Origin of the sequence: Rahnella bruchi (assembly GCF_003614975.1) — a bacterium.
Taxonomy (GTDB): Bacteria; Pseudomonadota; Gammaproteobacteria; order Enterobacterales; family Enterobacteriaceae; genus Rahnella; species Rahnella bruchi.
In genome coordinates, this window is sequence record NZ_QZWI01000025.1 from 22,111 (window position 1) to 35,499 (window position 13,389).

Below are 13,389 nucleotides of genomic sequence, written 5' to 3' on the forward strand. Positions count from 1 at the left end.
GACAGAGGAATTAATGATGCTTTCACAACCAGAGAACGCTAACGGCCTGCCGCAACCGACGAAAACAATCTTACTGAGCACCGGAACGGCGGAGCAAAAACGTCAGGAAATACGAGATTACTTTATTCAGACCTGGGAACTGTATGAGAGCCTGTTTGATTGTCTGGCGGACGAACGGGCTTATTTCAACAAAGCGATTTCCCTGCGCCACCCGCTGATTTTTTATTTCGGTCATACCGCCACTTTCTATATCAACAAACTGATGGCAGCCGGGTTAATTCCAAAGCGAATTGATTCCCACATCGAAGCGATGCTGGCGATTGGCGTGGATGAAATGAGCTGGGACGACCTCGACGATCAGAACTATAACTGGCCATCTGTCGCGAATTTACGGACATATCGAAGCAAAGTTCGCGAAGAAGTGCTGGGCATTATTGATACGATGCCACTGAGTTTGCCGGTTGACTGGAACAGTCCGGCCTGGGTTGTTCTGATGGGCATTGAACATGAGCGAATTCATCTGGAAACTTCCAGTGTGCTCATCCGCCAGTTGCCGGTGGAGTGGGTTAAACCTCAGGCGCACTGGCCAGCCTGTTCTCTGGCAAGACATGACCGGAATTCGGTGCCCCAAAACGAAACGCTGGCGGTTAAAGGTGACGTTGTCACGCTAGGCAAGCAGGATGATACCTACGGCTGGGACAATGAATACGGCACGTCAGAGCATAAAATTCAGGCATTTAGCGCCAGCAAAATGCTGGTGAGCAACGCCGAGTTCTTTACTTTCGTCGAGGACGGGGGCTATCAGGACGCGCAATGGTGGGATGAAGAAGGTGCCGGATGGCGTGATTTTGCGCAGGCAGAAATACCGACATTCTGGGTAGGTTCGCCGCGTGAACCTGAACAGCTGAAATTACGTCTTATGACGGAAGAAGTGCAAATGCCGTGGGACTGGCCGGCGGAAGTCAATCAGCTGGAAGCCGCTGCTTTTTGTCGCTGGAAAGCTGCCCAAACCGGCGAGTCTGTGCAATTACCGACTGAAGCGGAGTGGATGATTTTACGTAATCAGGTACCGGGAGATCAGCCAGACTGGGAGAGCGCGCCGGGAAATATCAATCTGGCCTGGTGGGCATCTTCGTGTCCGGTTGATCATTTTCAGCAAGGCAACTTCTGCGATGTGGTTGGGAACGTCTGGCAATGGGCGTCTACCCCCATCAGCGGTTTTGATGGATTCCGCGTTCATCCGTTATATGACGATTTTTCGACGCCGACCTTTGATGGAAAACACTCCATGATCAAGGGAGGAAGCTGGATTTCGACCGGTAATGAAGCACTGAAATCTTCGCGTTATGCGTTCCGTCGCCACTTCTTCCAGCATGCAGGTTTCCGGTATGTGGTGTCCAGTCATCAGGAAGTCGTTACGGTAAACCCATACGAAACGGATGGGCTGGTGGCGCAGTATCTGGATTTCCAGTACGGTCCACGTCACTTTAATGTGCCTAACTATGCTGAACAACTGGTTGATATTGCAGTTAAAAATGTCAGTCAGAAAGGCAGGGCGCTGGATATTGGCTGTGCGACCGGACGCGCCAGTTTTGAGCTTGCCCGTCATTTTGATGTTGTCGTTGGCATGGATTATTCAGCCCGGTTTATTGATGTCGCTCTGGCACTTTCGCGCGGCGAAGCATGTCGTTATGTGATCCCGGAAGAGGGCGAACTGGTCGATTATTGTCAGGCGTCGCTGGCGGAATCTGGGATAGATACGCAGCAGACAGAGCGCGTCAGTTTTGTGCAGGGCGATGCCTGTAATCTGAAACCTCAGGCTGAACTGTACGATCTGGTTCTGGCTGCAAACCTGATCGACCGCCTGCGTGAACCGGCGAGATTTTTGAAAGATATCGCACCGATGATTCGTTCCGGCGGATTACTGATGCTTTCGTCACCTTATACCTGGCTTGAGGAATTCACGCCTAAAGAAAACTGGATAGGGGGATTCCGAGAGAACGGTGAGGCGGTGACCACGCATCAGGCCTTGCGCCGCCTGCTGGCGAATGAATTCGAAGAAGTTCAGCAACCGCACGATGTTCCTTTCGTTATCCGTGAAACAGCCAGAAAATTCCAGCATACAGTGGCACAGATGACGTTATGGCGTAAGCGCTAAATACTGTTGTAGTCCATCCAGACGGTCGCTATGCGGCCGTTTTTTTTAACGCCGGCAAAATACTCACTCAACTTCCTGCACATATTTTCTGATTAAACGATTTAATCATGGATGCTTAATTGTTCACTGTTGTTGATATTCAAAGCCAATAGAATGTTGTAACTAATTTATTTTGTTTTTCTGAATGTCAGCCGATAGTGGGGTGGTATGTATATCAATACGCATACTAATTACAGGGATAATATTGGCGTGTATTGTCGTGCTGAATAATCACCATTCACATTTCATGGAAATTATTCCTTATTTTTTTGCAAAATAGATTTACCTCATCTAACGTTAACTTAACGCAAACTGTACAAAGCCGGAACTTCGTATAAGTTTTCAACTGACAAGAAAATAATTTCTAATGCCTTGAAAATACGTAGTTTTGATAATCCGGAGGAGAGGGATTTTCCTTTTAGTGTCTGTCCCTTTTTGCTGGAGTATTCTATGGTCCGCCGACTGCTATTATCTAAAGTCTCCATTGCTGTTTACGTTGTTATTAGTACTCCTCCGGCTCTTTTATTTCCTGTCACAGCTCAGGCAGTTATATTGCAGGCATTCAACCCCGCTGATAATGACCAGCTTAATGGTGATCTGCTGGTATCAGGGGGCGCCGTGGTTGATCTCACAGGTAATCAGCAATTTCGTGCCGGCACTGACGGTTCCGTCAATACCACATTAGGCGCGCTACAGGGGTTGGGTCGCATAGTTAACGACCACGGCGTGATAGGCGCTTCCCGTCTGGACATCGGACCGGCAAATTTTGGTATCACCATTCCCGATCCGACCACCGGCGGCAACACAACCTTTCAGGTTTATAATCCTGCCACTCTGATCGCGCTGGCCCCCGTTGATGCAAGTACGCCAGTGGCGGATGTGGTAAACGTAGGGGACGATCAATACATCAACACCCGGATTGCGGATGTCAGTACCGGCGGAACATTGAATGTGAATATCGGCCAGGCGAATGCTGCGCCAAGTGGTGTAAACAACGCGTGGACGATGGCCGCCAAACAAAGCACGCTGTTCAACGTTGATGGTACAAATGGCGCAGACTCGACACTAAACTGGAATTCCAGTAACCGGATTACGTTCAGCGGCACAGCCGCCGACCCGACGATCCCCCGCCAGCTGACCGTTCAGAACCTCATTACCTTTAACGGCGCATTTACCGTTCAGACGCTTGATAACGCCGTGACCAGTTTCAACGTGACCAATGCTGCAGGTCTGAAAAGTTACAACGACTGGCTGGTTACCCAGTTAAAATCCGGCAACCTCGATAAAAGTACTTATCTCACCAACTTCAATAAAGCCTTCACGCGCAGCACCAACACCGTTGATTACCTGATTTCTGCTGACGACCCGAATGATGATGTCGCTCAGGCCATCGGCAACCGGATAGTCATCAACGCCAGCGGTGCCAATGCAAAAGTGAATATTGCAGCGGGAAAATCCCTGGAAGTTATCGGCGCCAATGGCGGAGCAATACGCGGTACCAATAATGCAGAAATCACGGTGAACGGTAAAGTCAGCAGCTCCGGCTCTCTGGGTTCAGAAGGTTCCGCGTTATATCTCGACGACAGTAGCGGCATTAATAACGGTGTGATCAACGGCGGATTTATCAACCGGATTGATGGCACCGGTGTCGGCTCTACCGGCTTTGGCTCCAACGGTGTGCAGGTACAAAACGGCAGCACTTTCGATAATAACGGCATCGTGAATTTCGCCACCACCGGCGGAACAACGTCAGCCATCAATCTGGGCATCAATTCCTCAGCCAACAACAGCGGAAATATCAACGTCGGGATCAATGGTTCCAGCGCAACCGGCAGTACCACCGGCGTGATGGTCGGAGATGCAACGGCGTCTTTTATCAACAACACCGGCGCGAATATTTATATCGGTCGCGGCCCGCAAAATAGCCTGAATGACAATACTGCGGACACCGCCGTTAACCAGAGCGGACTGACGGCCGGAGTGCAGGTCAGCGCAGGAGGAAGTGCCATCAACAATGGCAATATTGTTATCGGCAGCCGTGTGCAAAATGCTGCCGGAATGTACGCCGGTGGCGGCACGGGCACCACACTTCTCAATAACGGCACGATAGATATCAACGGCAAAGCAACAACGGTTCCGCGCGAAAACATCGGTATGTCGGTAATGAATACCACGGGCAATATCGATAATGCGGGCACTATTAACCTCAACGGCGTCAACGGAACCGGCGTGAAAGTGGTGGCAACCAGCGGAAATACTTCATCTGCCAGTTCCACCGGCACGATTAATGTCGCCGGTGGCGCAGACACTGCCAGCGGCACGCGCAATTTTGGTATCTGGGTCGAAGGTCAGGGAACGGGCGTTGCCACCGCTACCGTTGACGGCCCAATTAATCTTTCCGGCAATGGTGCAATCGGCGTACACGCCAGGGGAAACGCCACGGTGGATGTGTCACCCGACGCTATCCCGGCTTTCAGCCTGGGCAGCAATCAGATTGCATTTTTCGCGTTTGGCCCCAATGCCAAAATTAATACGGTCGGCAACAATTCATTCAATGTCACGACTACCGGTTCAACATTATTCCGGCTGGAACAGGGCGCTGACTTTGACGGCACGGATTTGTCACTGACCGCTTCAGGCATGAATTCGGTCGGCGTAATGGGCACCGGCACTGGCGGAACGACGGTAGTCACCAAAAATGCCACGCTGGAGGTTTCCGGGACCGGCGCTACCGGGCTGATTGTTGAAGGCGGGGCGACGGGATCAATCGACGCGGATACTACCATAAATCTTTCGGGCGTTAATGCCGTGGGGGCGATTGCCGACGGTCAGAAACATACGCTCGCTGGCACTAATTCGGGTTCACCGGTTCAAAGCACGGCGCTGGTTTCTGCAGCTTCCCTGATGTCGGCACAAAACGGGCTGACGGGTTTCATTGCTCGCAACCGTGCATCGCTGACTAACACCGGCGACATCAACTTTACCGGTGCAGGCGCAACCGGCATCCTGGTACAAAGCGGCGCGACCGGCTCCAACACCGGCAATATTGCCATTAATGACGGCGGCGCGGGGATGGTGGTCAACAGCGGCACCAGCGGACTCAACACCACGGCGAGCACCAGCGGCTCGATTGATGTCAACGGCGGCAGCATTGCCAGCCGTTCCCGCGGTGTCAGTGCCAGCGGGGCGAAAGCGATTGCCACGCTCAGCAACGGTTCGCTGATCAATCTTAACGGCGTCGGAGCAATTGGCGCTGACGCCCAGAATGGCGGCACGGTCAATATTGCCAGTTCCGCCACCCCGACATTCAGTAACACCGATCAGATAGCCTATCGTGCCGTCGGCGCGGGCTCAGTCATCAACAGCGCGACGACGGTACTGGACGTTGATACCGATCGTTCAACCCTGTACCGCATTGCCGACGGCGCTTCGCTGACCCTCGGTAACGGTTCATCGCTGACAGCTTCCGGGGCAAACAGTATGGCGCTGGTCAGCGCCGGTACCAATGCGCAAATCAATACCGCCGGTTCAAAACTGTTTGCCAGCGGCAGCGGGGCAAAAGCCGTCACCGTCGAAGGCGGCGCGCTGGGTAATCTCGACAGCACCACTGCGATCACCCTCAGCGGTACAGGCAGCATCGGCGGCGTGGCCGACGGGCAAAAGCATGAGTCCGACGGTTCGATAGTGACGGCGCCTGATGCCAGCACCACGCTCACCAGCGCCGCATCGGTTATTGCCAGCGCATCCGGCGCAATAGGTTACATGGCCACGAATCTCGGGAACGTGATCAATAACGGCGTGATAACGATGAGTGGCGCAGGCAGCACGGGCATACTGGCACAACTCGGCAGCAAGGCCATCAACAATAATCAGATTACGCTGACCGGCGCGAACAGCACCGGTGCGCAGGTTATATCAGGCAGCACATTTACCAACAATGGCGCTCTCCAGATTGCACAGGGAACAGGGATTGATGCCAGTGGCAGCGGGACTTCCGTTGCACGCGCAGGCAATATTACGGTTAATGACGGCGTGGCCGGTATCCGCATTTCGGATGGCACCAGTCTTATCCTCAACGGCGACGACAATAATATTACCAGCGGCGGCACGGCGCACGGCGTGTTACTCGATACCGGTGCGGGCGGTCTCGCCATGAATAACACGACCCTAAATATCACGGGTTCCGGCAATGGTGTCGAAAACCGCGCGGAAACCGGCAATGTCACACTGCAAAACGCAACCATTAATGTCGGCAATGGCAGTGGTGTGCGTACTGCTACGGCGTTTGATCCCGCATCAACGCTGCGGGTGAATGTCAGCGGTAACGGCACGGCTTTTAATTTCACGCAGACTAATCTCTCTGCCACTTCCGGGCTGCTGACACTGGGTGACGGATATGTGTTTAATGTCACCGGCGCGGGCGGAACGGGGATAAATGCTAACACCACAGGTGACGTTGTCACGTCTGCCACCGTTAATATTACCGATGCAGCAGGGGGATCAGCACTGGTGGCGGGCAATGCCGGTAACGTGCTCAACACCGGCGTCCTGACGTCTGCCAGTCTCACCGCGCCGGTGGTCGATCTCAGCAACGGTACAACAGCACGGTTTGAAAACCGGGGGACGATTACGCCGTCTTCAGCCAGTGCAGTCGCCGTTTCCGGCACCGCGGGCAATGACGACGTTCTGCTGACTTCCGGTAATGTTTTCGGTGATATCAGTACCGGTTCGGGCGATGACACCATCACCTGGAATGGCGGCACGCTCGACGGCAGCCTGACTCTCGGTGCCGGGAATGCCAACCGCGCGTATATCAACAATGTGGATTTATCGACCACCCGGCATATCACCAGCGGCATCGGCTCCGATAACGAAGTGAGCTTTTCCAAAATTGTGGCACGGGGCGGTACGTTTGACACCGACGATCTCAGCCGTGGCGTCAATTTAGGCAATGGCTGGAACGTCATTAATTTCACCGATGACACGCAGTGGGAACTCACCGGCGACCTTCAGCTGGCGCACAGCAACGTGAATATCGACAGCACCTCCACACTGTTCGCCGGTAACGGCATTAATCCGGTGATTTCCGGCGGCGAGCTGAATTCCGCAATTGTGACGAATGCCGGACTGATTGATCTGACCAACGGCAGCGGATCACCGGGAAATTCCCTGACCATCAACGGCGATCTGGTGTCGGATGGTGGTACTGTCAACATGATAACCCGTCTTAATGCAGGCGGTGTGCGCAGTAACCAGTTCACCGACACGTTGAAAATTACTGGCAATGCCAGCAGTGGCACGACTATTCTGGATATCACACCCGCAGCTGCCAGTACCGGCGCGCTGACCGACCTTAATCATTCATCTTCAATGCAAGCCTACGAGGGGATTTCGCTGGTACAGGTAGCCGGAAATTCCAGCGTCAGCAGTTTTGCGCTGAAGGGTGGCTATCTGGCGGCCGGACCGTGGCGTTATGATTTATACAGCTTTGCGCCGGGCAGCAGCGACGCCAATCAGCGCGCAGTGGCCGGGGGTATTACCAATACCTTCTGGGATTACCGCATTGGTAATGCCTATGTCTGTGAAGGCGATGCGTGTAATAAAGTGGTTGCGCCGGTCGCGGTTACGCCTGTCAATCCGGGCACGCCGGAAGCCCCGTCCACACCGGTTGATACCAGCAGCCAGCCGTTAACCAATCCACCTGACGACGGTTGTGTGGTGAATGGCGTGGACAACTGCGCGCCGGGTCGCCGGGCCGTTACTCCGCAGGTTCCTTCGTATATTTCCGCACCGGTGGCACTGGCCTATTACAACGCTTCCGTTGTTGACGATTTACACAAACGCTTGGGGGAATTGCGCCATGAACAGAGCCTGAACGACGGCGTTGGTGGTGAAATGTTCCTGCGCTATATCGGCTCAAACATGACCTATAAATCCAACGTCAGCTTTAAACAGTTTGGTTATGATTTCGATATGGATTACAACGCCGTACAGATTGGCGGAAATGTTTTGCGTCTCGATGGCGACAAAGACAGTTTGCGCGGCGGGCTGGCCTATACGCGCGGCAACAGTCGTATGAAGCCTAAAGCAGCGGATGGATACAGCAGCACGACGTTTGACAGCAACAGCATTGCGCTTTACCTGACCTGGCAACGGCAGAACGGCTTTTATATGGACGGGGTTCTGTCATTCGATAATCACCACGGCGAAACGGATATTTCGCGCCAGAATAATGTGGGATCACCGAAAGCGAAAAGCTGGAGCGCGTCACTGGAATCCGGCTATCCGTACCGGTTTGATAACGGACTTAAACTGGAGCCACAGGCGCAACTGATGTACACCAGTATCAATATGGATAATTTCACCGATAAAGACAGTACCACGGTGGATTATCAGGATTACAGTCAGACAATCGGGCGCGTGGGTTTACGTGCAGAGCGGACCTGGCTTGATGACACGGGGCGCCAGTACACGCCTTACGTTCGTGCAAACTATTATCGGGGCTGGGGCGGCGAAGCCAAAACGACTATCGGCGCTGAGAATACGCAAATCAGCCAGAGTTTTACCAGCGGTAAATTCGGTCAGATGGGTGAGTTAGGTGGCGGCGGGACGGTGACTTTTAAAAATGATTTGTCACTGTATGCTGAAGTGGATTACCGCAAAGAAATTAACAGTAACGGCGCAAAAGGCTGGGGCTATACCGGCGGTGTACGATGGACGTTCTGAGAAAGATAAATAAACGAATCTGTTGACCAGAGAAGGCCGGACATAAATGCCCGGCTTTTATTTTGCTGAAGAGGAATTTATTTTTCAGCCGGACCACAACCACCAATCATTTTAGAAATAGAAATAGCAGGGTGCAGCAAATAGGTGTAATCACAATTTTTCTCTTTGTTATATACGCTGCCAGTACAACCGGAAAGAGTAGAAACCACCGCAGCCAGAACAAATAACTTGACTAAAGACTTCATATAAATTCCTTTTAAAATGAATAATTAAGATGAACTCACCCTGAACCGGGTAAGCGGCAGCAATATACCCCTAATGACCGGCCCGAGACAAATAAAAAGTTAAGTTTATGGTATTCACCATATCAATATTAAATTTCGCAAAAACTCATTCATTCATTTCAGACATGATTCAATTTTGAATCATTATATAAATAAGGTTTTCAAAGGAACATATCCATTATTTCCGATCACACATGCGGTGATAATTCCGACCCGGTTAATTGTCTGCGTTAAATGATAAGGAGATCAGTCCGGTGACTGACGGCGATGACCGGTTCAGGTACACAGGGCTGTTTTCACCGATCATTTAATGACAAACTGACATTTTTACGCCAATGGGATGACAGCAGTCTGATGAAAGTGCGTTTTTATATTCTTTATTTTGCGTTGTGCCTGACAAACGTTGCCGTAGCATCCGCGGCGGGTTTCACCGAAGCGCAATGCGTAGCCCTGAAAAATACCCGCATCGGGGCCGCCAGAATTGGTTTGCCCACCCGCGGCGCAGTCGTCACCAATGTCGCGATGGCGGGGCATACTGGTAATCCACACTGCAAGATCGAAGGGCAGATTAAGCCTGTAGATTTAAAAGCCCCCGACATTAATTTTCAGCTTTACCTGCCTGTTAACTGGAACGGTAAAGCGCTGCAACTGGGGGGAAGCGGATTTGACGGTGCAGTTAAAGACGCCGATACCGCCAGACTGGCGCCTGCGACAACTCCGGGGGCGTTGAAACAAGGCTATGCCACATTTGGCAGCGATTCCGGCCATCAGGGCGGCGTATCCGATGCGTCTTTTACGCTCAATGAAGAGGCGTGGGAAAACTTTGCCGGTGCTCAGATAAAGAAAACTCACGATGTCGCCGTTGCACTTATTACGCAGGCTTACGGTAAAAAACCTTCACGCCTGTATTTTCAGGGGAATTCTCAGGGCGGACACGAAGCCCTTGCCGCAATCCAGCGCTTTCCGCTCGACTACGACGGCGCAATAGCTATTCATCCGGTGTACAACGTCGTGGAATTGCATCTGGCTGGGATCCGTATCGGGCAGGCCATATACAACACCCCGGGCGCGTGGATTTCACCGGCAAAAGCGGCGCTGATTGCCAATGCGGTCAACGGTGCCTGTGACAAACTCGACGGGCTGGCTGACGGCGTGGTTGCCAATCCTGATGCCTGCAGCGCGACATTTAACATAGCGCATCTGCGCTGTCCGCAGGGCAAAGATACCGGTGCAAACTGTCTTTCAGACACGCAAATCACGCTGGTCGGGATGCTGGATAAGCCCGTGCCGCTTGGGATAACACTATCCACCGGTGATCACTTTGCACCCTGGCCCATATTACGCGGTGCAGATGCTTCCGCGCTGGTTAGCGTATTTGGATCCGGCGCAGACAAACCAAAACCTGAAGCCTCGAATATCATTATTTCCTTTCCTTATATGATGGGGGATCAGGCCGTCCGCTATGAAGTGATGCGTGACGCGGATTATGACTCGCTGGAATTCGATCCTGCCGCTCATCAGGCACGATTGAAAGAACTGGCCGCGCAAGTAGATAACGCTGATGCGAACATCCGCGCATTTGTGCAGCATGGTGGAAAATTACTGATGATGCACGGCACTGCCGACATGGCGGTTCCGCCGGGCAATACCGTGGCGTATTACGAAAAACTCAAAGCCGAGTTTGGCGAAAAAGAACTCCGCCAGTTTGCCCGGTTCTATCTGGCTCCGGGATTCACTCACAGCAGCGGGACTTTTCGCGCGAGCTGGGATTCACTCGGCACGCTGGATAAATGGGTTGATCATGGGATCCCTCCCGGACAGCAGGTCATGATTGATGTCAACAAAGCGACAGCAGGCCGTGAAATGCCCTTGTGCGATTATCCGTTGTATCCGAAATATAACGGGCAGGGTGACGTAAGGTCGGCCTCCAGTTTTATTTGTACTGATAAATAAATGACAGTTCATTCACCAGCCTTATAACCTATTTCTGTACACCTATATAAAACCACAGGTGAATGAACGTTCTCAAAAATTCTTGAACATCCGTCCAAGTCTTGGCATTATCCGTATCTGCCTACTCTGCTTCGGATTTTTCAGTGGTCTACCTGTGTAAAGAAGCCCGCCGCAATACCATTCTGGAAGCGGCTGCGCGCATTGCGCGCCGTGAAGGCCTGGCCGCGACCACCGTGCGCCGGGTCGCCCAAGAAGCCGGTGCGGCAACCGGTCAGGTTCATCATCATTTTTCCAGTGCCGCTCAGTTGCGGGCGCAGGCCTATACGCAGGTGATGAAAATTCTCAAAGCCCAGCTGGAAGAAAAGTCTCTGACTCTGACGGCTCGCCAACGGCTAAATCTGTTGCTGGTTGACCCGCAAGACGAAGAGTCCTTGATGGCCATCCCGCTATGGCATGAAGCCATGTTGCTGACTGAACAGGAGCCGCTGATGAAAGCTGCATTTGCGCATTCAGTGGCTGACTGGCACGAGCTGGTATCTGATGCTATCCGCTTCGGCAGACAAAAAGGAGAGTTTGTGCCGGGCGAATCGCCTGAACATATTTCCTGGCGACTGATTGGGCTGAGCAGCAGTATGGACGCAATGTCACGACTCGAAACCCTCGGACTCAGCGCAACCTGCGCGCAATACAACCTCGGCCGCGCCATTGAAAATGAGCTATATGCTCAGAATTCATGCAGCAAGGAAACATCAGATGTTTAAAACATATTTGCTTCTCGGGCTGGCTATCGTGGCCGAAGTTATTGCAACCAGCAGCCTGAAAAGTTCGGAAGGATTCACCCGTTTATGGCCAAGCGTTGTCACGTTGCTGGGCTACACGATCGCCATCTTCTTATTGTCTCTGACTTTGAAAACCCTGCCGACCGGTATTGCTTATGCCATCTGGTCTGGTGTCGGTATTGTTCTGGTCTCTGCTATTGGTTGGTATGGTTACGGACAAAAGCTGGATACTCCGGCGATTATTGGCCTCGGGCTAATCATCGCAGGCGTCATCGTAGTGAACGTGTTTTCAAAATCTATTGCGCACTAATGAGCGCAATTTTAAAGCAGCACAGGGAGTTCATTTTGCAGAGCGAACAAAAACCTGATTTTCACGATGACCTGATCAAAGAGTTACTCTACTGGATCGAAATCAACTTAAGTGATCGTCTGACCATGGAAAAAGCTTCGAAAAAAACCGGCTATTCTCCGTGGTATCTTCAGCGTTTGTTTAAAAGTAAAACGGGTTACGCACTGGGCAAATACATCCGTGATCGCCGTCTGACCATGGCGGCAATCGCGTTACGTCTTACCAATATGCCAATCCTCGATATTTCGTTGTATTACTCTTATGACTCGCAGCAAACATTCACCCGTTCATTCAAAAAGAATTTCGCAGAAACACCGGGAATGTATCGTCGCAATGCGTCATGGACAATGAACGGGATCACGGCCCCCCTGACCGTCGATGAGTTTCCTCAACCTAAATATGAAATTGTCGATTTGCCGGAGATGGCGTTCGATGGGGAAACTGTCGTCCATTCGTATCCGATAGAAGCGCTATTCAACAGTAAAAACCACGTTCACCGCGCCGGATTACTGCGCTATCTGGAAACGCCGGAATCACTGCTGGCACCTGTCTGGGGGCTTTCAGATTGCCGACCTGATACAGGGGATGAAGTCGCCAATGCCTTGCAGATGGAATACACCGTGGCGCATCAAGTCAACAGGAGTGACAGCCATACGATTCTGGTACCTGCCAGCCGGTATCTGAAGATCAACTATCCTTACGATCTCAGCCGGTTGAATGATTTTATCCTGTATCTGTATTCGGTATTTTTACCGACGCTGGGTCTGGAGTTCATCATGCAACCCGATCTCGAAAAGTATTCGCGTGAATCCGCGCTTAACGGCGTCACCTGCGAATACTATATTCCGCTGGCGCAGCTCTGAGTAAACTGGCAAGGGCTTAGCAGAGTGGTATTTAGCATTTGCCCCGTAAACCCTCGCCCAGTCTGAACTGACCCCATAAAGTTGGACGGGGATATAAGGGGTGCTAATCAGGGGTTTTCTGCAATTCAACATACGCTTTCAGTGTTTCAATTGTTGCTCCGCCAGCGCTACAGGCAAAGTAGGAACGTGACCAGAGCACTCCGGCATTACTTTGTTTGCAAAGATGGGTATTTAAAAT

The 13,389-nt window shown here is 52.0% G+C and carries 8 protein-coding genes; 6 read left to right on the top strand and 2 right to left on the bottom strand.

The window, feature by feature from the left end; all coding sequences use genetic code 11:
- Positions 1-16: 16 nt before the first annotated feature.
- Both ovoA and D5398_RS24140 read left to right on the top strand, forming a co-directional pair.
- A complete protein-coding gene (gene ovoA / locus D5398_RS24135; protein ID WP_120509888.1) occupies positions 17-2,158 on the top strand; it encodes a 5-histidylcysteine sulfoxide synthase in 2,142 nt (713 codons plus the stop codon).
- Between the two features lie 657 nt (positions 2,159-2,815).
- Entirely contained in the window at positions 2,816-8,923 is a 6,108-nt protein-coding gene (locus D5398_RS24140) for an autotransporter outer membrane beta-barrel domain-containing protein (protein WP_244216837.1), read from the top strand.
- Positions 8,924-9,000: 77 nt separating this feature from the next.
- Here the strand turns inward: D5398_RS24140 and D5398_RS24145 are convergent, their stop codons facing one another.
- A complete protein-coding gene (locus D5398_RS24145) occupies positions 9,001-9,168 on the bottom strand; it encodes a YhfL family protein (RefSeq protein ID WP_120509890.1) in 168 nt (55 codons plus the stop codon).
- 393 nt (positions 9,169-9,561) lie between these two features.
- Here D5398_RS24145 and D5398_RS24150 point away from each other — a divergent pair, with 393 nt between their 5' ends.
- From D5398_RS24150 to D5398_RS24165, 4 genes are all read left to right on the top strand, one after another.
- Positions 9,562-11,160, top strand: coding sequence for a tannase/feruloyl esterase family alpha/beta hydrolase (locus D5398_RS24150; RefSeq protein WP_120509894.1), 1,599 nt, complete (start codon positions 9,562-9,564; stop codon positions 11,158-11,160).
- 143 nt (positions 11,161-11,303) lie between these two features.
- Complete coding sequence (locus tag D5398_RS24155; protein WP_120509891.1) at positions 11,304-11,921, top strand: TetR family transcriptional regulator; 618 nt, start codon at positions 11,304-11,306, stop codon at positions 11,919-11,921.
- On the top strand, positions 11,914-12,249 hold the full coding sequence (locus tag D5398_RS24160) for an SMR family transporter (protein WP_120509892.1): 336 nt from the start codon (positions 11,914-11,916) through the stop codon (positions 12,247-12,249). The genes D5398_RS24155 and D5398_RS24160 overlap by 8 nt, the downstream gene beginning before the upstream one ends.
- Before the next feature lie 35 nt (positions 12,250-12,284).
- Complete coding sequence (locus D5398_RS24165) at positions 12,285-13,151, top strand: helix-turn-helix domain-containing protein (protein ID WP_120509893.1); 867 nt, start codon at positions 12,285-12,287, stop codon at positions 13,149-13,151.
- Positions 13,152-13,254: 103 nt separating this feature from the next.
- Here D5398_RS24165 and D5398_RS24170 read toward each other — a convergent pair.
- A partial coding sequence (locus D5398_RS24170; protein WP_208646051.1) for a transposase occupies positions 13,255-13,389 on the bottom strand: 135 nt, incomplete at its 5' end.

Bases quoted from the DNA above. Each gene is read 5' to 3' on its own strand.
- ovoA (WP_120509888.1), top strand. From the start codon at position 17: ATGCTTTCACAACCAGAGAACGCTAACGGCCTGCCGCAACCGACGAAA.
- D5398_RS24145 (WP_120509890.1), bottom strand. From the start codon at position 9,168: ATGAAGTCTTTAGTCAAGTTATTTGTTCTGGCTGCGGTGGTTTCTACT.
- D5398_RS24150 (WP_120509894.1), top strand. From the start codon at position 9,562: ATGAAAGTGCGTTTTTATATTCTTTATTTTGCGTTGTGCCTGACAAAC.
- D5398_RS24160 (WP_120509892.1), top strand. From the start codon at position 11,914: ATGTTTAAAACATATTTGCTTCTCGGGCTGGCTATCGTGGCCGAAGTT.